The sequence below is a fragment of the Tenuibacillus multivorans genome (assembly GCF_900103915.1).
Lineage (GTDB): Bacteria > Bacillota > Bacilli > Bacillales > Alkalibacillaceae > Tenuibacillus > Tenuibacillus multivorans.
This window is the reverse complement of sequence record NZ_FNIG01000003.1, coordinates 389599-414892: the sequence shown is the minus strand read 5'-3', so window position 1 is coordinate 414892 and position 25294 is coordinate 389599. Positions and strand designations below refer to the sequence as shown.

The 25294-nt window shown below is 37.0% G+C and carries 26 protein-coding genes; 17 read left to right on the top strand and 9 right to left on the bottom strand.

Annotated elements, in window-relative coordinates:
• Nucleotides 1-158: 158 nt before the first annotated feature.
• Nucleotides 159-1043 carry a peptidylprolyl isomerase gene (locus BLP77_RS07070; RefSeq protein ID WP_093856414.1) on the bottom strand — a complete coding sequence of 295 codons (885 nt, stop codon included), beginning with the start codon at nucleotides 1041-1043 and terminating at the stop codon, nucleotides 159-161.
• Between the two features lie 150 nt (nucleotides 1044-1193).
• Between BLP77_RS07070 and BLP77_RS07065 the strand changes: the two genes are divergently transcribed.
• Nucleotides 1194-1283, top strand: a complete 90-nt coding sequence (locus BLP77_RS07065) for a YjcZ family sporulation protein (protein ID WP_093856413.1) — start codon at nucleotides 1194-1196, stop codon at nucleotides 1281-1283.
• Nucleotides 1284-1557: 274 nt separating this feature from the next.
• Here BLP77_RS07065 and BLP77_RS07055 read toward each other — a convergent pair whose 3' ends face one another.
• From BLP77_RS07055 to BLP77_RS07045, 3 genes are all read right to left on the bottom strand, one after another.
• Nucleotides 1558-2100, bottom strand: coding sequence for a DUF3267 domain-containing protein (locus BLP77_RS07055; RefSeq protein ID WP_093856411.1), 543 nt, complete (start codon nucleotides 2098-2100; stop codon nucleotides 1558-1560).
• A 159-nt stretch (nucleotides 2101-2259) separates the two neighbouring features.
• Nucleotides 2260-2787 (bottom strand): HTH-type transcriptional regulator Hpr, encoded by a 528-nt coding sequence (locus BLP77_RS07050; protein WP_093856410.1) that lies wholly within the window; start codon nucleotides 2785-2787, stop codon nucleotides 2260-2262.
• Between the two features lie 118 nt (nucleotides 2788-2905).
• On the bottom strand, nucleotides 2906-3391 hold the full coding sequence (locus BLP77_RS07045) for a GbsR/MarR family transcriptional regulator (protein WP_093856409.1): 486 nt from the start codon (nucleotides 3389-3391) through the stop codon (nucleotides 2906-2908).
• A 300-nt stretch (nucleotides 3392-3691) separates the two neighbouring features.
• Between BLP77_RS07045 and BLP77_RS07040 the strand changes: the two genes are divergently transcribed.
• The 4 genes from BLP77_RS07040 to BLP77_RS07025 all read left to right on the top strand — a co-directional run bounded on the left by BLP77_RS07040 (nucleotide 3692) and on the right by BLP77_RS07025 (nucleotide 7821).
• On the top strand, nucleotides 3692-4897 hold the full coding sequence (locus BLP77_RS07040; RefSeq protein WP_093856408.1) for a quaternary amine ABC transporter ATP-binding protein: 1206 nt from the start codon (nucleotides 3692-3694) through the stop codon (nucleotides 4895-4897).
• A complete protein-coding gene (locus tag BLP77_RS07035; protein WP_093856427.1) occupies nucleotides 4890-5783 on the top strand; it encodes an ABC transporter permease in 894 nt (297 codons plus the stop codon). The genes BLP77_RS07040 and BLP77_RS07035 overlap by 8 nt, the downstream gene beginning before the upstream one ends.
• A 63-nt stretch (nucleotides 5784-5846) precedes the next feature.
• The gene (locus BLP77_RS07030) at nucleotides 5847-6845 is read left to right on the top strand and encodes a glycine betaine ABC transporter substrate-binding protein (protein WP_093856407.1); all 999 of its coding nucleotides are present in this window, start codon (nucleotides 5847-5849) and stop codon (nucleotides 6843-6845) included.
• 28 nt (nucleotides 6846-6873) lie between these two features.
• Entirely contained in the window at nucleotides 6874-7821 is a 948-nt protein-coding gene (locus BLP77_RS07025; protein WP_093856406.1) for a glycine betaine ABC transporter substrate-binding protein, read from the top strand.
• A gap of 342 nt (nucleotides 7822-8163) precedes the next feature.
• Here the strand turns inward: BLP77_RS07025 and BLP77_RS07020 are convergent, their stop codons facing one another.
• Together BLP77_RS07020 and BLP77_RS07015 are read right to left on the bottom strand one after the other, a co-directional pair.
• Nucleotides 8164-8538, bottom strand: coding sequence for a YtxH domain-containing protein (locus tag BLP77_RS07020; RefSeq protein WP_093856405.1), 375 nt, complete (start codon nucleotides 8536-8538; stop codon nucleotides 8164-8166).
• Nucleotides 8539-8633: 95 nt separating this feature from the next.
• Nucleotides 8634-9050, bottom strand: a complete 417-nt coding sequence (locus tag BLP77_RS07015; RefSeq protein ID WP_093856404.1) for an HIT family protein — start codon at nucleotides 9048-9050, stop codon at nucleotides 8634-8636.
• A 143-nt stretch (nucleotides 9051-9193) separates the two neighbouring features.
• Here BLP77_RS07015 and BLP77_RS07010 point away from each other — a divergent pair, with 143 nt between their 5' ends.
• The 3 genes from BLP77_RS07010 to BLP77_RS07000 all read left to right on the top strand — a co-directional run bounded on the left by BLP77_RS07010 (nucleotide 9194) and on the right by BLP77_RS07000 (nucleotide 12171).
• The gene (locus BLP77_RS07010) at nucleotides 9194-9931 is read left to right on the top strand and encodes an ABC transporter ATP-binding protein (RefSeq protein ID WP_093856403.1); all 738 of its coding nucleotides are present in this window, start codon (nucleotides 9194-9196) and stop codon (nucleotides 9929-9931) included.
• The gene (locus BLP77_RS07005) at nucleotides 9931-11157 is read left to right on the top strand and encodes an ABC transporter permease (RefSeq protein WP_093856402.1); all 1227 of its coding nucleotides are present in this window, start codon (nucleotides 9931-9933) and stop codon (nucleotides 11155-11157) included. The genes BLP77_RS07010 and BLP77_RS07005 overlap by 1 nt, the downstream gene beginning before the upstream one ends.
• Nucleotides 11158-11316: 159 nt before the next feature.
• Nucleotides 11317-12171: a YitT family protein gene (locus BLP77_RS07000; RefSeq protein WP_093856401.1), complete on the top strand. Its 855-nt coding sequence runs from the start codon at nucleotides 11317-11319 to the stop codon at nucleotides 12169-12171.
• A 195-nt stretch (nucleotides 12172-12366) separates the two neighbouring features.
• On the opposite strand, the gene BLP77_RS06995 is transcribed toward BLP77_RS07000, so the two are convergent.
• A complete protein-coding gene (locus BLP77_RS06995) occupies nucleotides 12367-13536 on the bottom strand; it encodes a M20 metallopeptidase family protein (protein ID WP_093856400.1) in 1170 nt (389 codons plus the stop codon).
• 232 nt (nucleotides 13537-13768) lie between these two features.
• Between BLP77_RS06995 and liaF the strand changes: the two genes are divergently transcribed.
• The 3 genes from liaF to BLP77_RS06980 are packed head-to-tail and all read left to right on the top strand — an operon-like array spanning nucleotide 13769 to nucleotide 16395.
• Entirely contained in the window at nucleotides 13769-14686 is a 918-nt protein-coding gene (gene liaF / locus BLP77_RS06990) for a cell wall-active antibiotics response protein LiaF (protein WP_093856399.1), read from the top strand.
• An 11-nt stretch (nucleotides 14687-14697) separates the two neighbouring features.
• Complete coding sequence (locus BLP77_RS06985) at nucleotides 14698-15738, top strand: sensor histidine kinase (protein ID WP_093856398.1); 1041 nt, start codon at nucleotides 14698-14700, stop codon at nucleotides 15736-15738.
• A 12-nt stretch (nucleotides 15739-15750) separates the two neighbouring features.
• The gene (locus BLP77_RS06980; protein ID WP_093856397.1) at nucleotides 15751-16395 is read left to right on the top strand and encodes a response regulator; all 645 of its coding nucleotides are present in this window, start codon (nucleotides 15751-15753) and stop codon (nucleotides 16393-16395) included.
• A 44-nt stretch (nucleotides 16396-16439) separates the two neighbouring features.
• Here the strand turns inward: BLP77_RS06980 and BLP77_RS06975 are convergent, their stop codons facing one another.
• Nucleotides 16440-16928 (bottom strand): antibiotic biosynthesis monooxygenase family protein, encoded by a 489-nt coding sequence (locus BLP77_RS06975; protein ID WP_093856396.1) that lies wholly within the window; start codon nucleotides 16926-16928, stop codon nucleotides 16440-16442.
• A 112-nt stretch (nucleotides 16929-17040) separates the two neighbouring features.
• Here BLP77_RS06975 and BLP77_RS06970 point away from each other — a divergent pair, with 112 nt between their 5' ends.
• The 4 genes from BLP77_RS06970 to hemY all read left to right on the top strand — a co-directional run bounded on the left by BLP77_RS06970 (nucleotide 17041) and on the right by hemY (nucleotide 22689).
• Complete coding sequence (locus tag BLP77_RS06970) at nucleotides 17041-19197, top strand: transglycosylase domain-containing protein (protein ID WP_176752984.1); 2157 nt, start codon at nucleotides 17041-17043, stop codon at nucleotides 19195-19197.
• 107 nt (nucleotides 19198-19304) lie between these two features.
• Nucleotides 19305-20342 carry a uroporphyrinogen decarboxylase gene (hemE, locus tag BLP77_RS06965; protein ID WP_093856394.1) on the top strand — a complete coding sequence of 346 codons (1038 nt, stop codon included), beginning with the start codon at nucleotides 19305-19307 and terminating at the stop codon, nucleotides 20340-20342.
• Nucleotides 20343-20361: 19 nt separating this feature from the next.
• Entirely contained in the window at nucleotides 20362-21291 is a 930-nt protein-coding gene (hemH, locus tag BLP77_RS06960; protein WP_093856393.1) for a ferrochelatase, read from the top strand.
• Between the two features lie 9 nt (nucleotides 21292-21300).
• Complete coding sequence (gene hemY / locus BLP77_RS06955; protein ID WP_093856392.1) at nucleotides 21301-22689, top strand: protoporphyrinogen oxidase; 1389 nt, start codon at nucleotides 21301-21303, stop codon at nucleotides 22687-22689.
• Between the two features lie 90 nt (nucleotides 22690-22779).
• Here hemY and yhfH read toward each other — a convergent pair whose 3' ends face one another.
• Nucleotides 22780-22929: a protein YhfH gene (gene yhfH / locus BLP77_RS06950; protein WP_307723650.1), complete on the bottom strand. Its 150-nt coding sequence runs from the start codon at nucleotides 22927-22929 to the stop codon at nucleotides 22780-22782.
• 81 nt (nucleotides 22930-23010) lie between these two features.
• On the opposite strand from yhfH, the gene BLP77_RS06945 reads away from it, so the two are divergent.
• Both BLP77_RS06945 and lplA read left to right on the top strand, forming a co-directional pair.
• The gene (locus BLP77_RS06945; RefSeq protein WP_093856390.1) at nucleotides 23011-23742 is read left to right on the top strand and encodes an MBL fold metallo-hydrolase; all 732 of its coding nucleotides are present in this window, start codon (nucleotides 23011-23013) and stop codon (nucleotides 23740-23742) included.
• Nucleotides 23743-23806: 64 nt separating this feature from the next.
• Nucleotides 23807-24814 carry a lipoate--protein ligase gene (lplA, locus tag BLP77_RS06940; RefSeq protein WP_093856389.1) on the top strand — a complete coding sequence of 336 codons (1008 nt, stop codon included), beginning with the start codon at nucleotides 23807-23809 and terminating at the stop codon, nucleotides 24812-24814.
• The last annotated feature ends 480 nt before the right edge of the window (nucleotides 24815-25294 follow it).

The window sequence follows — 25294 nt, the reverse complement described above, 5'->3', positions numbered from 1 at the left end:
TTACAATTTTCATTTTGAACTCTTTACTATATTTTGCCATATAAAAACACCCCAAAAGTTAGATTTTTTACTCTAACTTTTGGGGTGCAGTACCAATTTGTTAATCAATTGCACCTCTTTTTGTATATACAGAATATCAGCTTTCTGTTAGCGTCGTTCTACTCTTCGGATTCACCTGAAGCGTTATCGCTATTAAATAACGATTCAAACTCCTCAAGTTTTATATCAATGTCAGCCTCATCGATTATGGATTGTACCTTCGAAGTTAGTAATGAGCGGCGAAGGTCTTGCTCAATTTGACCCTTCATTTCTTCAAACGGTTTTAAGTCTTTATCAGCCTCACGTTTATCCTCAACTAAAATTACGTGCCAGCCAAATTGTGACTGAACGGGCTCACTGACTTCACCAGCTTCTAAAGAAAAGGCTGCATCTTCAAAAGGCTTGACCATTTTACCAGTTGAAAAATATCCTAAATCACCGCCGTTGGAAGCTGATCCATCCTTAGAATATTCACTTGCTAAGTCTGCAAATGTTTCTCCGTTATTATATTTATCTAATACTTCCTGAGCTGTTTCTTTATCATCCACTAAAATGTGACGTGCTTTTATTTCAGTCTTCATACGATCATATTGCTCTTGAAGCTGTTCGTCTGTTATCTCAATTGATTGTTCAGCAATATTATTTTGAATTTGACTTAAAAATAAAGCATAACGGAACTCTGATTCATTTCGGAAACCTTGTTGTTGTAAGAACATGTTAAATTGACCGCCTAATTGATCTTTGATATTAGCAATTTCCTCATCAACATCATCCATTGTGACTGCTTCGTCTAATTGATCATTTAATACTTGACGTGTAACCATCTCTTGTAGAACTTGTTCACCGTAACGATCTTTTAACTCATTGTAAAAATCGTCTTTTGAAATATCTCCTGCAGGTGTTTCAGCAATTGCTTCAGAAGCATCCTCGCTTTGATCTGACGTACAAGCTGAAACGACTATGAGCAAGAGTAAAAAACTCGATAATAACAACACCTTTTTCATTTGTTTCAACACTCCTATTTTATGTAATGACTAAGACTAAATATATCATATTCTTAGGATTCATACTATACAAAATTGATAGGTGCCTAAACAAAATGAAAGCATCAATCATAAATTATGAGTATTAGATAACCCAAGGAGGTGAAAATTATGAGTCACGGCGGAGGCTACGGCGGCGGTTTTGCGTTAATCGTCGTATTATTTATCCTATTGATCATTGTTGGTGCTGCTTGGTTCTAATGAGAGAAACTAGTCCTTAACAAAAGAGAGATGAAAAAAGGGTTGTTCCATATTAGGAACAACCCCAATTTATTAATAAAGAAAATTAACTTCATAATATGAAGAAATAAGCAAAATTAGCATTGAAACGTTTATTGTTCGATATACTTTGCTGCTTTTCTCCGAGGATAACTCAGATTTTTCACAGAAACGTTGTGCTAATGAATTAAATGCGTATAAGATAAATAATGCAAATGGTACATAAACAAATAGCAAAGTATCGCCTCCTAAATCATCACTGTGATTGGACTAGAATATCATAATCTTCACGTGATTTCTCAATTACACTATTTTTGGGAGCTCGAGCAAAATATGCAAGAACGATAAAGTCTTGTAGTGACATTCCAATGTTAAGAGCTAAACAAAGAATAACAACCGGATAATACACTGGAATGGCTATTAGCGCCAACATTAATGGTAATGTGATAAAGATGGTTGGTGCTAACATCATGATGATTGATGTGCGTTTTGATAAACTAGATTTCATCATGATTTTTAAATTTGGAATATACTTATTTTTAAATCCCCAACGAAATTGGAATTCTTTATCTGTAAATAGTAACGGAATAGCATGGGCTAATTTGTGTAATACCGGGATTAAAACCAAGCTACTTAAAACAATATATATGCTAGGTGCTTTTATATTAACACCTTGATATATGATAGAAAAAGGCACATACATCAATATAAAAGTTGAAATGCCTAATAATGTTGATAATATGATTAACCTATTATAACCGAGTTCTTTTGTGATATTAATAGTTTTCCAGCATGTCATAATAGGGCCTCCTTCATAGCAGTTATTATGCTCTGATTACTATCTAATTATGATAGCTCTCAAGGAATAATACGCTCATTAAAGGAAAATTTCAACCCTTTTTTTATAATTTTTAAGTTAAATTATAAATCTAGTCAAAAGTACACTCATGGCGGTAAATCAAGACATTTTATATTCATGTCGAACGCTTTCTAAGGAACGCTCTAAGATTTCAAGATATTCATCTCCATATAAATGCTTAACAATAGATTCTAAATCCTGAAATTCGGGGAAATTTCCATAAACATTTTTAAGAGGTAAAGAAGCATTTATGAGATTATTATTAGGATTATGTGCATCTATGGTTTTCTCAAATAATTGAATGCCATCTTTAGTTAGTTTGACATACGTATTTCGTTTATCTACTTCTTTTTTTGAAAAAGTTAACAGCCCGCGTTCTTCTAGTTTTTTGGAAAAATTAAAGGCAGTAGATACGTGCATAACACCAAATTTTGAGATTTCTGAAATAGTAGCTCCTTTTAAATAATAAGCAATCCATAAAACATGGTGTTCATTTAAATTGAGATTAAACGGCTTAACCCATTCTTGCCAATTCTTCTCAATTGACTTCCAAATTGCCTTCGATAATTGTGCCATTTTGTGATTGTATAAAAGGGCTTCTTGCCAAGAATATGTTTCATTATTCACCTAACCGACTCCCTGAATCAATATTTCGAGTTAATTTTATTCTAACATAATTCAAAAAAATAAGAGTTAACGAATCGATTTAATAATCGTTAACTCTTATTTACGTATATGAGAAATATTACTGATCATAACGATTAATTTGATGAAAGACTTCTTCGAGGGATTGATGAAACTTAATAGCTTCTTTAATCTTATGTCCGATGTTTTCATGTTTTGAGTCCATCGTCTTAAGTTCATCTTCAATGGATTTTAAGCTATGGATTTGACGGTCTATAGCTTCTAACCAACGTTTTACGTATGTTTTCATGAATTTTTGATAAAGATCTTTTTTGGCCTGATATAGGTCTTTACGCGCTCCCTTTTTAAATACCCGCTCAACCAAGTTATAGTCTAGAAGGGTTCGTACAGAATTACTCATGGATGTTTTACTTTTTCCTAATACATCCTTCATGTCATCAAGCGTCATTGGCTCATCATTTAAAAATAATGTGACAAATAATTGAGCTTCCGTTTTGTTTAGTGCGAACATTTCTAACGTTTTTGAGAATTCCGAAATCATTAAATTATTGATGTTTTCGATTCGATCTTGTTCTAAAATATTCATGTTTGAAATAGATAAGCCTCCTTGTTAGGAACTACATAAATACCTTATCTTACTTTAAGAAAAAATAAAAATTTGATGTACCGGTGTTATACGGAGCTATAATGAGTAAAAGCCGTCATTTTCAATCTCAAGTTTGTAAAGATTGAACTGTATGGACTATACAAACTGATTTAATAGATTTTTACGTTTGAAATTTATGCAATAAACTTATATAGTAATACAAGTGATTTATTTTAGGACGTTTATAAAATAGTTATAAAGCACTAGAAAAAGTTGGAAGAATGAGAGAGGTGGAATAACGTGCCAGTCATTAAGGTTCATAATCTATCGAAGATTTTTGGCAAAAGGACAAAAGAGGCACAAAAATTATTAGACAAAGGATTATCAAAAGAAGAAATCCTAGAAAAAACAGGTAGTACGGTAGGTGTCAACCGTGCAAGTTTTGAAGTAGAAGAAGGTGAAGTTTTCGTTATCATGGGGTTATCTGGAAGTGGTAAATCGACTTTAGTACGTTTACTAAACAGGTTAATAGAACCAACTGAAGGTGACGTCGAGGTTGATGGTGAAAACTTAGCGACTATGGGGAAAGACGACCTTAGAAAAATCCGTCGTGAAAAAATGAGTATGGTTTTTCAGAAGTTCGCCCTTTTTCCTTTTAGATCGGTACTTCAAAACACAGAGTTCGGTTTGGAAGTACAAGGGACAGACAAACAAGAACGATCTGAAAAAGCAAAAGAGGCCTTAGAATTAGTTGGTCTCGGAAGCTTTGTTGAGCAATATCCTAGTCAATTATCGGGTGGTATGCAGCAACGTGTTGGCTTAGCCCGTGCGCTTGCGAATGACCCTGAGGTTTTATTGATGGATGAGGCATTCTCAGCATTAGACCCATTAATTCGTAAAGATATGCAGGATGAGCTGATGGATCTCCAAGAGAAAATGAGAAAAACGATTATCTTTATTACGCACGATCTAGACGAGGCTTTAAGAATCGGTGATCGTATTGCGTTAATGAAGGATGGTTCGATTGTTCAAATTGGTTCTCCTGAAGAAATTTTAATGAACCCAGCTAACGATTATGTTGAAAAATTCGTAGAAGATGTTGATCGTTCTAAAGTATTAACAGCTGAGAATATTATGAAACGTCCTGAAACGGTTGATGTTGATAAGCACGGTCCACGAGTAGCTTTAGAGCGCATTCGTGAACAAGGGTTATCAAACATGTACGTCATTGATCGTGCGCGTAATCTAAAAGGATACGTCACAGCAGATGATGTTTCCGCAGCTAGAAAACAAGAGCAAAAAGATTTCCATGGCATCATACGTACCGACATGCCGACAGTAGAGAAGGATACTCCTGTGCATGATATATTTGAAATTATTCATGATTCACAAGTACCAGTTGCCGTTGTTGAAGAAGGCAAACTTCGAGGTATTATTGTACGTGGATCGTTGATTGCAGCATTGGCTAACGGAAATGGAAATGAGGTGAACGGAGATGATGCTTGATATATTTTCTAAACTAACATTTCTAAGTATTTTTACCGATATAAAAGAATTTTTTAATAAACAAATACCAGTAGCAGACTGGGTAGATGAAGCAGTTAAATGGACAACAGATACATTTAGTTGGTTCTTTGATCCAATAAAAGAAGATTTTGGGGATCAGCTTGAGAAATTTGCTGAGTTACTTGCAGACATCCCCCCATCAATTGTTATCGTTATTACTGTGATTATTGCATTCTTCTTATCAGGTAAAAAATTTGGATTACCTTCATTTACACTCGTTGGGTTATTGTTTATATATAATCAACAGTTATGGGAACAGTTAATGTCTACTTTTACATTAGTATTGGTGGCCAGTTTAATTTCCGTCATTGTAGGTATTCCTGTTGGTATTTTAATGTCTAAAAGTAAATGGGCTGAAGCTATTATTAAACCTATTTTAGACTTTATGCAGACGATGCCGGCTTTCGTATACTTGATTCCGGCTGTTGTGTTTTTCGGAATTGGTATGGTTCCAGGTGTTTTCGCGTCATTCATTTTCGCAACACCACCTGTCGTTCGTTTTACGAATTTAGGTATTCGACAGGTATCTAAGGAATTAGTGGAGGCATCTGATGCTTTTGGTACAACAGGTAGTCAAAAGCTATTTAAAGTAGAATTACCAATGGCCAAAACAACCATTATGGCTGGTGTTAACCAAACCGTAATGTTGTCACTATCGATGGTTGTTATTGCATCCATGATCGGTGCACCAGGACTTGGACGTGACGTATTATCTGCGTTACAACGTGCTAGTGCAGGTACTGGATTTGTTGCCGGTTTATCAATCGTTATTTTAGCGATTATCATGGACCGAATTACACAGAATATTAATAAAGAAAAATCCTAGGGTATATCTCCAAGTAATTGGAGTTACCATAAATTAATTTTTAAATAAAGGGGAGTATCAAGCATGTCTAAAATGTTAAAATCACTAGGCTTAGTAGCCATGTTAGCCTTAGTATTAGTTCTCGCTGCTTGTGGCAGTGATTCTGAAGAAGGAACTGACGGTGAAGATTCTAACAATGGTGAAGAGCAACAAGAAAACGCTGAAGGAAGCAACGGTGAAGAATCTGAATCTGATTCTGAAGGAAGTAGTGAAGAAGAGAACGCTCAAGTAGGTGAGGGTAAAGAAATTGAATTAGTTTATGTTGAATGGGATTCTGAGGTTGCTTCAACAAACGTTGTAGGTCAAGTATTAAAAAATCTAGGCTATGACGTTACCGTAACACCAATTGATAATGCAGTTATGTGGCAATCCGTTGCAAGTGGCGATGCTGATGCGATGGTAGCTGCGTGGTTACCAGCGACTCACGGTGACTTACATGCGGAATACAAAGACCAATTAGTTGACTTAGGTGAAAACCTAACAGGAGCTAAAATTGGTTTAGTTGTTCCGACTTATATGGAAGATGTAACTAGTATCTCAGACCTATCAAATTATGCAGAAGACCTAGATCAGAAAATTACAGGAATTGAACCAGGTGCTGGTGTTGTAAAAGCTGCTGAGAGTGCTGTAGAAACTTATCCTGCACTTGAAGGTTGGCAAGTTGAAACTTCATCTAGTGGTGCAATGGCAACCGCACTTGGTGAAGCGATTGATAATGAGGAACCAATCGTTGTAACAGGTTGGACACCTCACTGGAAATTCGCTGAATATGATCTTAAATATCTAGAAGATCCTGAAAAATCATTCGGTGAAGCAGAAGTTATTAAAACAATGGCTCGCCAAGGTCTAGAAGAAGATCTACCAAATGCATACAAAATATTAGATCAGTTCAGCTGGGAATCTGCAGATATGGAAGAAGTTATGTTAGAAATTCAAAACGGTGCTGACCCAGCAGAAGCTGCAGCAGCTTGGGTAGAAGAAAACCAAGATAAAGTTTCTAAGTGGACTGAAGGTGTAGAGTAATTACATTCAGGGAGCTGAAAATGACTTTATGAATCTTTTTACAAAGAAAAATTTATTCGTTATCACTTTAACCGCGCTGTTACTAGTAGCAGGTTGTGGTAGTGGTGAAGAAAACAACGAAGAGAATACAGATTCAAACAATGAAACAAATGGTTCAGATGAAGCTATTAACTATAGCGAAGAAGTTGAATATACCATTACGGGTATTGAACCAGGTGCTGGTATTACAGTAACGACAGAAAAAGCTATTGAAGAGTATGAGAATTTGAATGGTTGGCAGCTTGAGCAATCATCAACTGCTGCTATGGTTACCGCGCTAGACGAGGCAATTTCAAATGAAGAACCAATTATTGTTACAGGTTGGAACCCACATTGGAAATTTGCTAAATATCCAGACCTAAAATATCTGGATGACCCTAAAGGTGTTTACGGTGAGGCTGAAAATATTCAATCCCTTGCTCGTCAAGGCCTGAAAGAGGATAAACCGAATGCCTATAAGCTGATTGATCAGTTTGAATGGGACGTAGAAGATATGGAGTCTATTATGTATGAATCCAAAGAGACCGGAGACGATATCGATGAAGTGGCCAAACGTTGGGTAGAGGATAATCAAGAGAAGGTCTCACAATGGCTCGAAGGTGTAGAAGATGTAGATGGTGTCGAAGTAGAACTTGCATCCACACCTTGGGATTCAGAACGTGCTTCATCAAGTGTTCTGGCTGAGGCAATGAGTCAAAAAGGGTTTGATGTGACGGTAACACCAGTTGATGTAGCAGCTGTTTTTGAAGCTGTCGGCAATGGTGATGTTGATGCAACAATAGCAGCCTGGTTACCATTAACACATAATGATTTCTATCAAAAAGTTAAAGATGATGTTGTGGATTTAGGTCCTAATCTACAAGGAGCGAAAATTGGTATAGTCGTTCCAGAATATGTGGATCTTGAATCCATTGAGGACTTAGAGCCCGCAGAATAATCAAAAAACCTATTGGTGAGATTTTCACCAATAGGTTTTTTATATTGTATAATTTTCTGAATAAAATTTCGATACCTACAGTTAAACTTCTTATTCTAAGCAGAAAAGTTCTCAATCCCAGGGGATTTCCCAATTTCAGCAGAAAAGTTCTTAATACCGGGAGAGAAGTTCTCAATCTAAGTAGAAAGCTCTCAACCTCAATGGAGAATTTCCTAATTTTTAAAAGAGAAGTTCAATTAAGAGAAAATCCTAGTTTTAAATTTAGCTTAATTAGAGTGTGACAGCTTGGAATAAGAATCATAAAAAAACCCGGTTGTTAAATATAAACAACCGAGATTTGATTTAAGCTTCTTGTTTTGGATTATCTTGCATTTTGTCTTCTAGTTCTTTAATGCTTTCTTCGATTTGTTGTAAGTGTTCTTGTAGGTTTTCTTGATGCGGTTCAATTGTTTCTTTCCAGCTTTCAATTGACGTTTGAATATCCTGTGATATGTCTTTTAATAATGCCGCGCCTTCTTTGGAAGTTTTGAACAGTTGATTTTTTAAATCTAATCCATCTTCACGGATTTGCTGAGCCAAATCTCGTAAGCGGGTACTTTGATCTTTTACCTTAGAACGAAGCTCTTCCCCAGAGCTTGGTGTCGTTAATAAAGATACAGATGCACCAACCACACTTCCAAAAAGAACGCCAAGCATTAATGATTTACCGTTTGCCATTAAAATCGACTCCTTTCATCCATACTGTTATTATAACCGTTTTTCTACATAATGTTTAGTGCGAATTGTAATGGAAAACGATATATTATTAAGCATTAGATATGCTGTGTAATTCGACTAGCAATTTCTTGTAATTGTTCAGTTGATGGTTGTTCACTGACATTCCATTGAGATTTGTAACCATCGTTTTCATCATAACGTGGTATTAAGTGCAAGTGAATATGAAACACGCTTTGATCAGCAAAGGAGCCATTGTTGTTTAATAAGTTCATACCCTTTGGCTCATAGGCTGCTTTAATGGCGTTTGCAACTTTTGGGACAGCTTTAAATAAATTCGCCGCTGTATCTTCGTCCATGTCAAATAAATCTTGCCTATGCTTCTTAGGAATGACTAACGTATGTCCTTCTGTCACCTGACTAATATCTAAGAAGGCATAGACATGCTGGTCCTCATAAATTTTAGCTGAAGGAATTTCGCCATCAATAATTTTGCAAAAAATACAATCTGACATAATATAGGTCCTCCTTGTGCATATTCTTACCATTTATTTTAACGTAATGATGTGTCGAATAACAGAAGAATACGTCATTTCTATTAAATCTAACCACTTTTTTGGTAAGATAAAAGTAAGGTTAGAAAGAAAAGAGGGATAGAATGAGTGAATTGTTATCAATTGATGAATTAGTTGGAGGATATACACAACACAATGTTTTACATGGGCTTTCTTTTGAAGTTAAACAAGGGGAAGTTGTTGGTATGATCGGCTTAAATGGTGCTGGTAAGAGTACGACGATTAAACATATTATTGGGCTTATGAATCCAAAAAAGGGGACAGTAAGAATCAATGGACGAACGGTTGCCGATGACCTCGAAGCTTATCGGAGGGAATTTGCCTACATACCGGAAATGCCGATGTTATATGAGGAGTTAACTTTAGAGGAACACTTAAGGTTAACCGCGATGGCTTATGGTATTGAAGAAAAGACGTATCAAGAGCGCACGGATTTTTTACTAAAAGAGTTTCGTTTAGACAATAAACGTAAATGGTTCCCGGTTCATTTCTCCAAAGGGATGCGACAAAAAGTTATGATCATGTGTGCCTTTCTTGTACGTCCATCCTTATACATTGTAGACGAGCCTTTTGTAGGACTGGACCCGCTTGGCATACAGTCTTACCTCGATACGATGAATGAAATGAAAAAGCAAGGTGCAGGCGTGCTCATGTCGACTCATATTTTAGCAACCGCAGAAAGGTATTGTGATCGATTTATTATCTTACATGATGGAAAAATTCGAGCGAATGGAACACTACAAGACTTACAACAAGAATTCAATATGCCTCAGGCTAGTTTAGATGATATCTATGTACAATTGACAAAGGACGATGCGTAATGGATACAAATCAATTATGGAAAGAGCGCTTTAGCCATCATGTGAAGATGATGAGTCGATATTTGCGCCTCATGTTTAATGATCATTTAGCCTTTGCCTTAATCTTTTTTGTGGCTGCTGGTGCTTATTTTTATCAGCAGTGGCTAGAACAGGTTCCTGACACGCTTCCAGTTGATTGGATTATGGCTGTTATTCTAGGATTATTGTTAACCCATAGCCCGGTTAGGACTTTTTTTAAAGAGGCAGACACGGTATTTTTACTCAGCGTCGAGAACCGGTTAACACCTTATATTCGTAAAAGTATATCGTATAGCTTGGTAACACAGGCTTATTGGCTTGCGATTTTTTTATTTGTTTTTTCACCTTTATATTTAAAAATCTATAACCAAATAGATCCTCAGTTTTTATTTGTGATTTTAGGAAGTTTAATCGTCATTAAAATCGGTAATTTACTCGCGGTTTGGTTTTTAGAAAAGACGCGTGATACAAGATTGCATCAGCTAGACCTTGTCGTTAGGCTGATCATTAATGTCATGCTCGTCTTTTTCTTAGTGAATGATGAGTTGTTGTTAGCTTTTATTGCTGCGGTATTAATTGTTGGTGTAGCGTTTCTTAATTACTGGAATATTTATCAGAAATATAGCCTACCTTGGGATGTGTTAATTGAAAAAGAGGAGGCACGTTTACAATTCTTTTACCGGATTGCGAATCTATCGACAGACGTTCCAGATTTAAAACATAAGCCAAAAAAACGACACACATTAGTACGAATGGCAACCAATCCGATTAAATTCCAGCAACAAAGTACCTTTATTTACTTATATCTCATTACGTTTATCCGAAGCGGAGATTACTTCGGCATGTACCTTCGATTAATGGGACTGGCGATATTTTTTATCTTCTGGGTACCATTATTATGGGGAAAAATCGTCTTTGCACTACTATTCCTGTTTGTGACAGGTTTTCAGTTTATTACGATTTATAATCACCATAAAACAATTGACTGGATTCAATTGTATCCGGTAACTTCAAAAATTCGGAAAAAAGCCGTTCATCAGTTGATTTTACTACTGATGATGGTAATGGTCGCGATCTTGTCAGTTATGTTTTTATTCGCGACGGACTACGTTGGTGCGATTATTTATGCCGGTGTCGGTCTAGTCTTTACTCTTTTATTTGAAAATGTTTATGTGAAATCAAGAATTGAGAAAATGAGTTTAAATTAATGAGTGTGTGCCTTCGGGAGCACATGTTTATTAGAAAAATCATGAGAGGTTTAAGGGGTTTTAGCACATTAAAGCGTTTATTTATTGTTATTCACAAAAGAAGGATAGAGTGGTAAAATCGTCACGGCTTAGTTTATAGACAGAAAGAAGGAATAACAGATGGTAGCAAGACATAATGGACGAGTCCCCGTATGGCAGCAGATTCTTTATATTGTATTAGGTTCAGCAATTGTTGCATTTGCCTATAATGGATTTTTATTACCAAATTATATAGCGGCTGGTGGCGTTAGTGGTATTAGTACCATTACTGAAGCATTGTTTGGTTTTGAGCCAGCCTATGTCATCTGGGGTGTTAACCTGCCCGTACTACTTGTCGGCTTTTTCTTATTAGGAAGAGCTTCAACCTTTAGATCAATTGCAGGCTCGATAATTTTACCATTTATTGTTTATTTAACGCGTCATATGGCTCCGATTTCGGAGGAACCGATATTAGCCGCTATTTTTGGTGGCGTCGGAGTTGGTGTCGGCTTAGGAATTGTCTATTTAGGTGACGCATCAACCGGTGGAACGTCGTTGATTGCTCAAATGATTTATAAATATTCTAACTTATCATTAGGTGCTAGTTTAGCCATTATAGATGGCATCATTGTGTTGACAGCGATTTTAGTCTTTGATATTGAACTAGGATTATTTGCTTTAATTTCGCTTTTTATAACGAGTAAGTCGATTGACTTCGTGCAAACAGGGTTTAACCGATCGAAGGCAACCCTTATTGTATCCGGGATGCACCGGAAAGTCCAACAAGCTATTTATGAAAAAGTCGATCGCGGTGTAACACGAATTTCCGCACAAGGTGGATTTACCGATCAAGATCGTCCTGTGTTAATGTGTGTTGTCAATCAGACGGAAATCGGTAAGCTGAAACGAACGATTAAAGAAGCAGATCCTGAAGCGTTTGTCATTGTTATGGATTCATCAGAGGTTTTAGGCCGTGGGTTTTACGAAGCAACTTAAGAGAAATGAATGAATGTCAGGGGAAGTTGATGATGAGTTTGCTAAGCTTTCAGATGGTGGAGAGGTTTTAATGCCACTTGAAAAACAAACATTTAGTCCAAAGTTTGCTTGGGTGTAGGACCTTTACGATGTATCATAGCAATTAAATCTTCAATCATAAGTAAAGCATGCTGCGTTTAACAGCATGCTTTTTTCTTATTTGGCCTGATATTTTTTATACCCGTGAAGTAACGCTTTTGCCGCAATCGGAAGTGCTCGCTCATCGATGTTAAATTTGGGATGGTGATGTGGGTACGCATGCCCCTCTATTTGGGCGCCTGTAAAGAAAAAGGCACCTGGCCGTTCTTCTAAATAATATGCAAAATCCTCGCCACCCATAACAGGTGGTACCTCTTTAGTCATCTCAACACCAGGGATTTCGTCACCTTCCTTGAGATAAAAATTGAGTTCTTCTTCATGGTTAACGACCGGAGGATAGCCTTTAAAGTAATCTAATTCATATTCGGCACCATAGCTCGTGGCAATACCACCTAGGACTTTATGCATTTCATCAATAACCTGATTTTGTACTTGTTTATCCAAAAAGCGAACCGTCCCTTTTAAAATTGCGGTATCTGGAATGACGTTAAATGCTTCGCCGGCTTCAACGACCCCAATAGTTAATACCGCCTCTTGTAATGGGTCGAGACGTCTGCTTACAATCTGTTGGAGTTCAACAATGGCTTGCCCCGCCATAACAACAGGGTCCTTCGTTTGATGTGGCATCGCACCATGACCGCCTTTTCCTTTAAATATGATTTCGAAACGGTCCGTACCAGCCATGAAAGCCCCATGCGTTGACTCTATATGATTTAGTGGTGTATTGGCCCATAAGTGCGTGCCAAAAACGGCATCTACACCTTCTAGAGCACCGTCTTCAATCATCGGCTTTGCTCCACCTGGTGCATATTCTTCGGCAGGTTGGTGAATGAATACCATCGTGCCTTCTAACTCATCTTTAAATGGAAGAACTGCTTCAGCCACACCTAAAAGAGTTGCCGTATGTCCGTCATGTCCGCATGCATGCATTATACCATCTACTTTTGATTTATAAGGAACATCATTTTCTTCTTGAATTGGTAAAGCATCAAAATCTGCTCGTAACGCTACGGTTTTTCCAGGTTTACTGCCTTCAATTCTTGCGACAACACCATAACCACCGATATGATTTTGATAAGGAATACCTAGTTCATCATAACGCTTGCAAATATACTTGGATGTTTCTTCTTCTTCAAATGACAATTCAGGGTGCTGATGTAAATAGCGTCGATCCTCAACCATTTTGTCATTTAACTCATCAATCTTCTGATAAACTCGATCCCACATCGTGATTCCCCCTTAATCATGTTAAAACAAGTATACCAAATAATATGAATTAATAAATAAAAAAATACGAGCCCTCAGTCTCAAGTCGGATAAAAAAACAACCTCAGGAATGTTACATTACAGCCTATTTCATAGTATGATAGAATTAATTATTCAGAAAAGTCGAATTCATCCAAGCGTAAGAATATAGTTACATTTGTTTAATAGTATATTAAATTTGAAGGTGAGAAATATGTTTGCTAAAGCATTTGCTAAGTTAGCCAAGTGGTTAATTGCTTTTATTTTAATCGGTTTTGGCTTCGTATTAATTTTACAAAATATAAATATTATTTCCCTGGAAATATCGAATGTAGTCTGGAAATCCTGGCCTATTATCATTGTCATAATCGGAATGATTAATTTTTCAAATTATTTTATCCCACATAAATTCGGAAGTTGGAAATTTGGTTCTTTTCTAGTCATCTGGGGCATATTGTTATGGTTGGGGAATTTTGATTATATTGACTTTGACTTTATTGACGTATGGAAGCTGTGGCCGCTTATTTTAGTTTATATTGGAACAAACATGCTATTTGGCCGTAAAACGGTATCGATTTATATGGAAACTTCTGATGATGATAAAAAAAAAGCATCTAAAGTAAGTGTCAATCATTTCGATGATAGCGGAGATTCATGGAAGTGGGACAATGGTGTAGAGGAAGATGATCCATCATCAACGAATACAGAAGGAAATAATAAACAACATAAAAACCGTAAACAATCAGGTTATTTTAAGTACCATTTAAATAAAAAGAGACATTTTGTAACGGACCTTAACTTTTCAGAAGATAATTGGGAAGTTAAAGATATGAATCTATGGACGGGAGTCGGGGATCTTTATTTTGATTTTTCCAAAGGCTATATACCAAATAGGGAGACAAAAATATATTTGCGTGGCTACATTGCGGATATTCAAATGAAGCTACCTGAAAATGTTGCTTACCGTATTCATGCTAATGTTAACATTGGAGACGTTACGATTTTTGAAAAAAACCGTTCTGGTATGGGAAGTACTTTATCCTATGAATCTGAAGACTATGAGAAGGCAACTCGAAAAGTAGATATTATGATGGATTACAAGATTGGCGATATTACGGTTCATTCAGTTTAGGGGCGATGGTGATGATTAAAAGATTAAGAGGTATTCGGTTCCAGCTTATGCGATCCGAATTATATATTATATATTTTTCATTATTAGTCATTGCATTAATATCATTTTTTACTTATTCCGTATTGCAGCCAAATTGGCTCAGTTTAGAAGCTATCTTTTTCTTACTTGCGATGTTTGTTATAGTCATGACACCTGTGGGATTATACGTTATTTTTAATAAAACAAAGAGTATTAAAGAACGTATTAACACGTATTCTATTTTTGTTTCGATGCTTCAACAAGGAAAATATAGTGCCAAGCTATATTTAGAGGATGCTGATGATGAACTTGATACCTTCGGGGAGGAATTAAATGATTTAGCCAAAAAAATGAAGGATCAAGTGAGTACTTTACAACGACTAGCTGATGAAAAATCAGAATTTGCGAATAAAGCACATATTGCTGCAACAATGGAGGAGCGTCAACGTTTAGCACGTGATTTACACGACGCAGTGAGTCAGCAGCTTTTTGCCCTGACGATGATGTCACAAGCAACCGTAAAGTTAATCGATAAAAATCCAGAAAAAGCTCGGGAGCAAATTAAGGAGATATCGGAAATGGCCTTACAAGCTCAAAATGAAATGCGGGCATTGCTGCTTCATTTACGCCCTGTATTTTTATCTGGAGAACCACTAAATGAAGGAATCATCCGTTTAGTTGAAGAATTAAAAAAGAAATCTGGCATGCAATTTCATTTAGATATTGATGAAGGCATTGATTTATCGCAATCAAAAGAAGAGCATATCTTCCGAATGGTTCAGGAAGCTCTATCAAATATTTTACGCCACGCCAATGCGCAGCATGTCACGTTAAAACTAAAGGACCGCGATCAAGAAATTTACATACATATAGATGATGATGGTGTTGGATTTAAAGCTAATGAAAAAATAGATCAAAAAACATCTTATGGGCTTAAAACAATGAAAGAGCGTTGTGAAGAAATCGGTGGAACGTTCCGAATTAAGTCACAGGAAGGGCAAGGGACGTACATCGATATTCGCATACCAAAATAGAGGTGAGAGGAAATGGAACCCATTAAAGTACTTGTCGTCGATGATCATGATGTTGTTCGTAAGGGGATTATAACGTATTTAATGACAGAGGATGATATAGAAATCGTAGGGGAAGCTTCAAGCGGAAATGAAGGAGCACAGCTTGCGAAAGAATTAGAACCTGATGTTATTTTAATGGATTTAATAATGGAAAATGGAACAGGAATAGAAGCAACTGAAAAAATTATGTCTGATTTATCTGATGCAAAAATTATTATCTTAACAAGTTATTATGATGATGAGAAAGTGTTTCCAGCATTAGAAGCCGGTGCTTTCAGTTATATGCTTAAAACATCATCAGCTGATGAAATTGCAGAAGCTATCAAAAAGGCTGCAATAGGTGAAAATGTAATTGAACCCAAAGTAGCTGGAGCGATGATGAATCGGATCCGTACACCGGAATATCTACCGCATGAGATGTTAACTGAACGGGAAATGGAAGTACTCGTTTGTATTGGAAATGGTCTGACGAATAATGAAATAAGCGAAAAGCTCTATATCGGTATTAAAACGGTTAAAACACACGTCAGTAATATTCTTAGTAAATTAGACGTGCAGGATCGCACCCAAGCAGCGGTGTACGCACATCGAAATGGTTTAATGAAAGAGACTAATTAAATATGAATAATCTTTAAACACCCTCGAGATAACGAGGGTGCTTCTTATGGTTCTATAACATCTAGCTGTGTGATATAGGATGGTCCATCAACATAAGGGGGTTTTTCCTCTTGTTTTTGATGGGCTTTTTTGAAGTCGCGGGAATCTTTCCATTGCATGAAATCATCAACCTGTTTCCACTGAGTTAAAATAATATAGGTATTCCCGTTAGTAGGGCGAAGGATACGAAAAGCAACAAATCCTTCCTGAGACTCAATGCTCCCTGAACGTTGTTTAAATCGACTTTCCAGAATCGGGCCGCCTTCTGATGTAACGGGTATATTGTTGAGCACGATGTAACCATAGGGTTCAAGATTCCCAACGGACTCAACCACTTTAAACTCTCGTGGTTCTTTTAGGACGTCTTGTTTTTCACCTTCAATCATCGCCATCGCATCCCCGTCGAGCTCCTCCATGACGATTAAGCTTTCCTCTTTTTCTCTCAATGATGATAAGTAATCAGTTGTTCCATGTGTTAGCCATAATTTTGTCATCAAATCACCTTTCGAAACAAGTTAGAATGTTTGGTTATGCGTCTTACGTTGTAATATAATGTAGAAGGTTGTAGACAAACTAAGATGAATGACAGTTAATGAGGTGGCAAGCTTGAAAATTCTTAAGTCATTCAATGACAAGTATCCACGATTAAAGTGGTTTGTATACGGTATCGTTGCATTTATTGTCCTTAGTTTATTGGGATATATGTTCATTTTACTAGGTGGACGATTTGTCGTCGATGAAAAGAACTTTGTCTTCTCGGAATCGACCGTCTTAATAAGCGAAGAGGGCGAGGAGATTATTAAACTTTACGATGAAAATCGGACGTACGTACCGATTGATGAAATACCTGATCATGTCAAAAATTCTTTTATTGCGATTGAGGACCATCGCTTTTATGAGCATGCGGGCGTCGATTTTTGGTCAGTAGGTCGAGCGTTATACCGTGATTTAATTAATTGGAATAAATCAGAAGGAGCAAGTACTATTACGCAGCAGCTCGTGAAAAATGTCGAGCTGACGAATGAAAAATCATGGATGCGTAAGACAAAAGAAGTGATGGGGGCCATCTATCTAGAACGAATGAAGTCTAAAGACGAAATTCTGGAATATTATTTAAATGAAATCTATTTTGGTCATGGTATTTACGGAGTCGAATCTGCCGCACAGTTCTTTTTCTCTAAATCTGTCGAGGAATTAAGCTTGTCTGAAGGGGCAATGCTCGCGGCCATGCCTAAAGCCCCAAATCGTTATTCGCCGTTAAGAAATAAAGACTTAGCATTAGACCGTCGCAATCTTGTTCTAAATCGAATGTATGATCTTGATATGATTGATGCTAAAACTTTAAAACAAGAGACCGGAAAAACGATTGGCTTGAATCAGGGTGAAACACAAGAGAGACCTTGGCTAAACAGTTATATTGATTTAGTCATCAATGAAATTGAAGAAAACTACCACCTTAGTCGCCACGAAATTTATACAGGTGGATATGAAATTACAGTTGGCTTAGATCCAGTTGCTCAAAAAACGATCTATCAAGAGCTTCAAAAGGAGCCATATTTCAAAGGGTCTAAGGAAAATATCGAAAGTGCTGTCGTATTACTAGATCAGCAAAACGGAGTTGTTCGAGCAGCTCTTGGTGGCCGGCATTACAACCGAGGCGATTTAAATCGTGTTCATGTTAAAAGACAGCCAGGTTCAACAATTAAGCCGCTTGTCGTTTACGGACCAGCATTAGAAGAAAGCTACTATCATCCCTACACAGTATTAAAGGATGAGTTAACGGATTATAACGGCTACCAGCCACGTAATCATAATGATCTTTATGAAGGTCAAATTACACTATATGACGCACTTCGAAAATCAAAAAATACAACAGCTGTATCTGTTTTAAATGATATCGGGGTCGATCAAGGGAAAAGTTACCTACAAAAGATCGGTTATGATATACCAGATCAAGGGCTGTCGGTTGCTTTAGGTGGCTTAGAAGAAGGACTCTCTCCAATGCAAATGGCAGCAGCTTTTCGTACCTTCTATGATGAGGGCTTCTATGTAAAACCGTATACCGTTATTGAAATTAGCGATCGAAATGGGAATGTATTAGAATACGAACGTCCGGAGTCACAACGTTTGTTCTCAAAACAAACATCCTGGTATTTAACCCGGATGCTAGAGACCGTTGTAACAAGTGGGACAGCGAGTCGTGCTAGCTACAATAAAGCCTTTGCTGGAAAAACGGGATCAACCCAACACCCTTATCAAGAAGGAGCTTACAAGGATTCCTGGTTTGTTGGTTTTAATCCAACGTATGCGATTGCGACATGGATAGGGTATGATCAAAGTGATGAAAATCATTATTTAACCCAAGGTAGTCCACTTGCAACGGATTTAGCAAGTGGCATTATGACTCAGCTAGATCAAACACATGATTTTCCAGTATCGTTTGAAAAACCAGACGATGTGAAGGACTTAGAAAAACCGGTTCGTCTACCAAATATCAAAGATTTAAATGCCAAGTTCTCATATGGTTTATTTGATGGACTGTATATTGACATTACGTGGACACCTAGTCAGGATGAACGCGTGATTTATCATGTATATAAAGAAGTCAATGGGGACAGGGAATATGTTGGTCAAACGACTGGTAAAGGTAGGTATATTGATCACGCTGTAGATTATTTAGATAATCCCACATATTATGTTATTCCGATGAATCCGATAAATGAACAACAAGGTCAGCCGTCCAACAAAGACCGAGCGTTCTAACGGATAGTTTTAGGCAAATTGATGACAATTCCTAAGGATGACTATACACTAGAACTGTTTTCTTATATAGTGATAGTGGATTATATGGTGAAAATGAAGGTGAATAAATGATGACTGAATTCAATGATACAATTTTGCGGGCCTACAACGGTGAGAAAACCGGTTATACGCCGTTATGGTTTATGCGCCAGGCTGGTCGTTCACAGCCCGAATATCGTAAGCTTAAAGAAAAATACTCATTATTTGACATTACACACCAACCTGAGTTGTGTGCTTATGTGACAGAGCTTCCGGTACAACATTACCAAACGGATGCTGCGATTTTATACAAGGATATCATGTCACCACTACCACCAATCGGTGTCGATGTAGAGATTAAAAAGGGAGTCGGGCCCGTTATTGATAATCCAATCCGTTCAGTGGATGATATTCAAAGACTAGGTCAGCTCGATCCTAAACAAGACGTCCCTTACGTGTTAGAAACGATTGAAATTTTAACGAAAGAGAAGTTAAACGTCCCCTTAATCGGGTTTAGCGGTGCACCATTCACACTTGCAAGCTATATGATTGAAGGTGGCCCATCAAAACAATACAATAAAACTAAAGCGATGATGTATGGCGATTCGGACACTTGGTTTGTGTTAATGGACAAATTAGGTGATTTGATCATTGATTACACTAAAGCACAAATTAAAGCTGGTGCTCGAGCGATACAAATTTTTGATTCATGGGTAGGTTCCGTTAGCGCTCCTGATTATCATACTTACATCAGACCTGTGATGAATAAAATCTTTACAGCATTAAAAGATGAACATGTACCAACGATTTTATTTGGGATTGGAACGAATCATTTATTATTAGAATTTAATGATTTACCTGTCACAGCTATTGGCCTTGACTGGCGAACGTCTATTTTAGAAGCTAGACAAATGGGTGTGACAAAAACCTTACAAGGGAATCTAGACCCTGCTATATTATTAGCTGACTGGGATATTATAGAAGCTAGAACCAAAGCGATATTAGATCAAAGTCAAGAACAAGATGGGGGCTATGTGTTCAACCTCGGACATGGTGTATTCCCAGAGGTTAATCCCGATACATTAAAACGTTTATCAGCATTTATACATGAACATTCCGCAAAATAAAAGGAGATGAATCGTAACAATGGCTACAAAAAAAGTAGGATTATTAGTAATGGCGTATGGAACACCATATAAGGAAGAGGACTTAGAACGTTATTACACACATATTCGACACGGTAGAAAACCAACAGACGAAATGTTAGAAGACTTACGCAGTCGTTATGATGCGATTGGTGGTATTTCACCACTTGCTCGTATAACTAAAGAGCAAGGTGAAGCACTAGAGGCAAAGTTGAATGAGGAGCACGAAGACGTTCAATTTAAGTTATATTTAGGGTTAAAACATATTGATCCATTCATTGAAGATGCGGTTGAACAAATGGCGAAGGATGGTATTAAAGAAGCGGTCAGTGTTGTGTTAGCGCCACATTATTCGACGTTCAGTATTAAATCTTATAATGGTCGTGCAAAAGAAGAAGCCGAAAAACATGGCATTGAGTTAACGTCAGTGGTGGATTGGTATAATGAGCCAGGTTTTATTGACTATTGGGTTGAACAAATTAATAAAGTATACGGCTCGATGACAGAAGAAGAGCGCAAGAACTCTTGTTTAATAGTGTCAGCTCACAGCTTACCTGAGAAAATTATTCAAGATGGTGATCCATATCCAGATCAGTTAAAGGAAACAGCTGATTTAATTGCTGAACAAGCTGGAATTACGGACTATGCGATCGGCTGGCAAAGTGAAGGTAATACACCGGAACCTTGGTTAGGTCCTGATGTTCAAGATTTAACACGTGATTTATTTGAACAGAAAGGCTATCAAGCATTCGTTTATGCGCCAGTCGGATTTGTATCAGATCACTTAGAGGTTTTATATGATAATGATACCGAATGTAAAGATGTCTGTGATGATATTCAAGCAAGCTATTATCGTCCTGAGATGCCAAATACACATCCGAAATTTATTGCTACCCTTGCGAAAGTTGTACAAGACACGATGAAAGGATAGGCGTTGTTCATGGAAGAACGAAAACGGACTGTCATAATCGGCGGAGGTATCGCTGGTCTGACCGCCGCCTATTACTTACAAAAAGAAAATTTAAACATGGATATCACACTAGTTGAAGCCACTCATCGACTTGGCGGTAAAATTGATACGTTAAGAAAAGACGGCTTCACGATTGAACGGGGTCCGGATTCTTTTTTAGAACGTAAAAAAGACGCCAAACAGTTAGTTGAGGATTTAGGTTTAGAAGAGGAGCTTGTTCGTAATGCAACCGGACAAGCTTTTATCCTATCCCAGGACCGTTTGCATCCCATTCCAAAGGGGTCGGTCATGGGAATTCCGATTGAAATTAAACCGTTTGTGCAATCAGGTTTATTGACTTGGAGTGGGAAATTAGCTGCTTTAAAGAGTTTGACCAAACCTAATGAACAGCTTAATGAGGATCAATCTGTTGGACATTTCTTTAGAAAAAGACTCGGAAACCAAGTCGTTGACCGCTTGATTCACCCATTGATTTCAGGCATTTATGCTGGTGATATCGATCAATTAAGCCTTAAAGCCACTTTTCCGCATTACCTCGATGTAGAAAAGCAATATGGCAGATTAATTAAAGGCCTTCGTCAAACTAGTAAAACCTCGAAAACGGAGAAAAAGCAAGGGCAATTTTTAACCTTGAAATCAGGCTTAAGAACGTTAATCGATCGATTAGAGGAAGCACTATCAAGCCAACAAGTTTTACTGGATAGTCAAGTGACACATATTGAAAAAAACAACAATGGTTACGCTGTGCATATCGAACATTTGGATGAGCCAATTGAAGCTGATTACTTAGTGATGGCAACACCTCATGATGCCACGAAGAAAATCTTTAGCCAATATGATTTTATGCATTTTACGCACGCCAAACGAACATCAGTGGCGAATGTCGCTATCGCTTTTGAAAAAGATGCGATTGATAATCTTCCAAACGGTACAGGTTTTGTTGTATCTAGAAAAGAATCTTATCGAATTACAGCCTGTACCTGGGTTCATAAAAAGTGGCCACATACAACACCTGAAGGGCATGTATTATTACGGGCATTTGTTGGTAAACCTGGTGATGAGGACATATTGGACCAAAAAGATGAGGAAATTGCAGAGCTTGTCTTAAATGATTTGCGGACGATTATGGAAATTAATAAACCACCGTTGTATAAAGTGGTAACGAGATGGTATGATGCTATGCCGCAGTATACAGTTGGTCATATGGATCGTTTACAGGAGTTAGGACATAACTTAGCCAAACATTTACCAAACGTATGGTTAACCGGTAATTCTTATCGCGGTGTCGGATTACCAGATTGCATGAAGGATGCTAAATCTGTTGTACAACAAATCGCTGAAAAAGAGAAGGGTCAATAACGAGAAAAAGCACCTAGATTTTTATAAAAATCTAGGTGCTTTTACTATAATGGCGTGTTTTTAACTCGTATGACAAGACAAGTTCATGCGTTATACAATAGAATGGCATTTTTGGCATTTGTTCGTATAGCAATCAGCTTGTTCTTCAATTTCTTTTTGACATGAGGCACAGCGTTTCTTTGGTAAGTTTTTAAAGAATTGAATAGGTGATATTAACAAATCGAATTCCTCCCCAATCACCTTTTAATACTAATATACTGTATTAATACAGTTTTGTTAATAGTTTTGTCTGTATTATAACAAAAATAGGAGGTATGGACTATGGAAATGAAAGTGATTGGATTTTGGGGTGCTTATCCTGAAAAGGGAGAAGCGACGTCTTGTTTTTTACTACAGCATGAACAGTTTAATTTAGTTATTGATTTAGGCAGTGGCTCGTTATCACGCCTACAACATTATATCGATATTACTGATATTCATGCGGTTGTACTATCGCATTTTCATCATGATCATGTGACTGATTTAGGTTCGTTTCAGTACGCGGGTTTAGTCCAACAGCAGCTTAAAAATTTGTCTGGTAAAATACCAATTTATGCATCGTCTGATGATCAATCTGTTATGAAACAGCTGAATCATCAAGCAACAGTCGGGAAATTTTATCACTTGACTGAGCCACAACAAATCGGTCCATTTACATTTACTTTTATCAAAACAAAACACCCTAAAACATGTTATGCCATGAGAATCGAATGTGGTGATGATGTCATTGTCTATACGGCTGATACTGCTTATTTTAAAGACTTAGTCCATTTTTCAAAGGATGCGGATTTATTAATTGCTGAAACGAGCTTTTATAAAGGAATGAATGGTGCCAAAGCGGGTCATATGACGAGTGAAGAAGTTGGTCAATTAGCAGATCAGGCGCAGGTTAAAGAGGTATGGCTTTCACATCTACCACATTTTGGCGAACATCAGCAATTATTGGACGAAGCTTCGGAAATTTATAATGGGCCGATGCAGTTAGCTTATGAAGGTCTCACGTGGCAGTCATAAAAATTGCTATTACGCTTAGAGTTCTTTAAAATGAAATAGTAGAAAAAAGTTAGGAGGGAGTCACGTGCTTTATTTTATTGATAATGAAAATATAACGGATCCGACTATTAATCTCGCTATTGAAGAGTATGTGCTCAATCATTTAGATATTAGTTCTGAACACCAATACCTATTATTTTATGTGAATGGGCCATCGATCATCATTGGACGCAACCAAAATACGGTTGAAGAGATTAATACCGATTTTGTCGATGCTAATAATATTAAAGTAGTACGCCGTTTATCTGGTGGTGGCGCTGTATACCATGATTTAGGAAACTTGAATTTTAGTTTTCTTGCTAAAGATGAAGGCGATAGCTTTAGTAACTTTGCGAAGTTCACGCAGCCAGTGGTCAATGCACTACAAAAACTTGGCGTCAACGCTGAATTAACTGGACGTAATGATTTAACGGCGGATGGACGAAAAATTTCAGGTAACGCCCAATTTACGAAAAAAGGTCGTATGTTCAGTCACGGTACACTCATGTTTGACTCAGAAGTTGAGAATGTCGTGTCATCGTTAAAAGTTAAATCAGAGAAAATTCGTTCTAAAGGAATTAAATCAATCCGCAGTCGTGTTGCTAATATTTCTGAGCTTTTAGATGAAAACATAACGATGGACGAGTTTAAGGAAATTCTACTAAAATACATATTTGATGTAGAAGATATTAAAGACGTCCCACGCTATGAGTTAAAAGAAGCGGACTGGAAGAAAATTAATGAGATTTCCGAAAACCGTTATCAAATGTGGGATTGGAACTACGGGCGCTCACCTAAATTCAATATTCAGCATTCCAAGCGAATTGAAGGCGTTGGATCTTATGATGTTCGCCTTGATGTGAAAAAAGGTGTCATAGAAGATGTTCATATTTTTGGTGACTTCTTTGGAATCGGTGAAGTGTCAGAATTAGAAGATGCCTTAATAGGAGTAAAATATGAACGTGAGGCCATTAATGAAGCCATTCAAGATGTGGACGTTCGGTACTATCTAGGAAAAATTGAAGAAGACGATTTCTTGTCGTTGCTTTATTAAGAAGGATGATAAACCGCCAATAAGTTTAGTAGTTCCGATACTGTGGAGAAAATGAATAAAACAGCTTAATTATCATATCAAAAAGCAGTATCATTAGCACGATAAATAAAAGTATAAATAACAAACAAAAACGCTTGGATATTAAAATCCAAGCGTTTTTGTTTGTTAAATTTTCTTGTTAAACTAAAGCACCCGTTAGTGAAAAGTTCAAATGCTATCTTTTATTACGTTTTACAAATTGTATAAACCAATATAATGCTATCCAAGGTAATATATAACGAGTTACCCATTCAAAAGAAACGATAATAATATTGAAACCATCATAATTTAGTAAATTTAAAACAATAAATATTATGACCAAACCAATTGTGCCATATAAGGCATATTTCATAGAAATCTCGCGCCCTCCATTAAACATCTTATTGAAAAATACTGCCTATTATTTTAAGTACAAACATTCACAATCTTTTTATTTATATA

What these genes read in the sequence shown, in the direction of transcription:
- BLP77_RS07070 (WP_093856414.1), bottom strand. Translation starts at nt 1,043, where the DNA reads ATGAAAAAGGTGTTGTTATTATCGAGTTTTTTACTCTTGCTCATAGTC.
- BLP77_RS07065 (WP_093856413.1), top strand. Translation starts at nt 1,194, where the DNA reads ATGAGTCACGGCGGAGGCTACGGCGGCGGTTTTGCGTTAATCGTCGTA.
- BLP77_RS07055 (WP_093856411.1), bottom strand. Translation starts at nt 2,100, where the DNA reads ATGACATGCTGGAAAACTATTAATATCACAAAAGAACTCGGTTATAAT.
- BLP77_RS07045 (WP_093856409.1), bottom strand. Translation starts at nt 3,391, where the DNA reads ATGAATATTTTAGAACAAGATCGAATCGAAAACATCAATAATTTAATG.
- BLP77_RS07035 (WP_093856427.1), top strand. Translation starts at nt 4,890, where the DNA reads ATGCTTGATATATTTTCTAAACTAACATTTCTAAGTATTTTTACCGAT.
- BLP77_RS07030 (WP_093856407.1), top strand. Translation starts at nt 5,847, where the DNA reads ATGTCTAAAATGTTAAAATCACTAGGCTTAGTAGCCATGTTAGCCTTA.
- BLP77_RS07025 (WP_093856406.1), top strand. Translation starts at nt 6,874, where the DNA reads ATGAATCTTTTTACAAAGAAAAATTTATTCGTTATCACTTTAACCGCG.
- BLP77_RS07020 (WP_093856405.1), bottom strand. Translation starts at nt 8,538, where the DNA reads ATGGCAAACGGTAAATCATTAATGCTTGGCGTTCTTTTTGGAAGTGTG.
- BLP77_RS07015 (WP_093856404.1), bottom strand. Translation starts at nt 9,050, where the DNA reads ATGTCAGATTGTATTTTTTGCAAAATTATTGATGGCGAAATTCCTTCA.
- BLP77_RS07010 (WP_093856403.1), top strand. Translation starts at nt 9,194, where the DNA reads ATGAGTGAATTGTTATCAATTGATGAATTAGTTGGAGGATATACACAA.
- BLP77_RS07005 (WP_093856402.1), top strand. Translation starts at nt 9,931, where the DNA reads ATGGATACAAATCAATTATGGAAAGAGCGCTTTAGCCATCATGTGAAG.
- BLP77_RS07000 (WP_093856401.1), top strand. Translation starts at nt 11,317, where the DNA reads ATGGTAGCAAGACATAATGGACGAGTCCCCGTATGGCAGCAGATTCTT.
- BLP77_RS06995 (WP_093856400.1), bottom strand. Translation starts at nt 13,536, where the DNA reads ATGTGGGATCGAGTTTATCAGAAGATTGATGAGTTAAATGACAAAATG.
- liaF (WP_093856399.1), top strand. Translation starts at nt 13,769, where the DNA reads ATGTTTGCTAAAGCATTTGCTAAGTTAGCCAAGTGGTTAATTGCTTTT.
- BLP77_RS06985 (WP_093856398.1), top strand. Translation starts at nt 14,698, where the DNA reads ATGATTAAAAGATTAAGAGGTATTCGGTTCCAGCTTATGCGATCCGAA.
- BLP77_RS06980 (WP_093856397.1), top strand. Translation starts at nt 15,751, where the DNA reads ATGGAACCCATTAAAGTACTTGTCGTCGATGATCATGATGTTGTTCGT.
- BLP77_RS06975 (WP_093856396.1), bottom strand. Translation starts at nt 16,928, where the DNA reads ATGACAAAATTATGGCTAACACATGGAACAACTGATTACTTATCATCA.
- hemE (WP_093856394.1), top strand. Translation starts at nt 19,305, where the DNA reads ATGATGACTGAATTCAATGATACAATTTTGCGGGCCTACAACGGTGAG.
- hemH (WP_093856393.1), top strand. Translation starts at nt 20,362, where the DNA reads ATGGCTACAAAAAAAGTAGGATTATTAGTAATGGCGTATGGAACACCA.
- hemY (WP_093856392.1), top strand. Translation starts at nt 21,301, where the DNA reads ATGGAAGAACGAAAACGGACTGTCATAATCGGCGGAGGTATCGCTGGT.
- BLP77_RS06945 (WP_093856390.1), top strand. Translation starts at nt 23,011, where the DNA reads ATGGAAATGAAAGTGATTGGATTTTGGGGTGCTTATCCTGAAAAGGGA.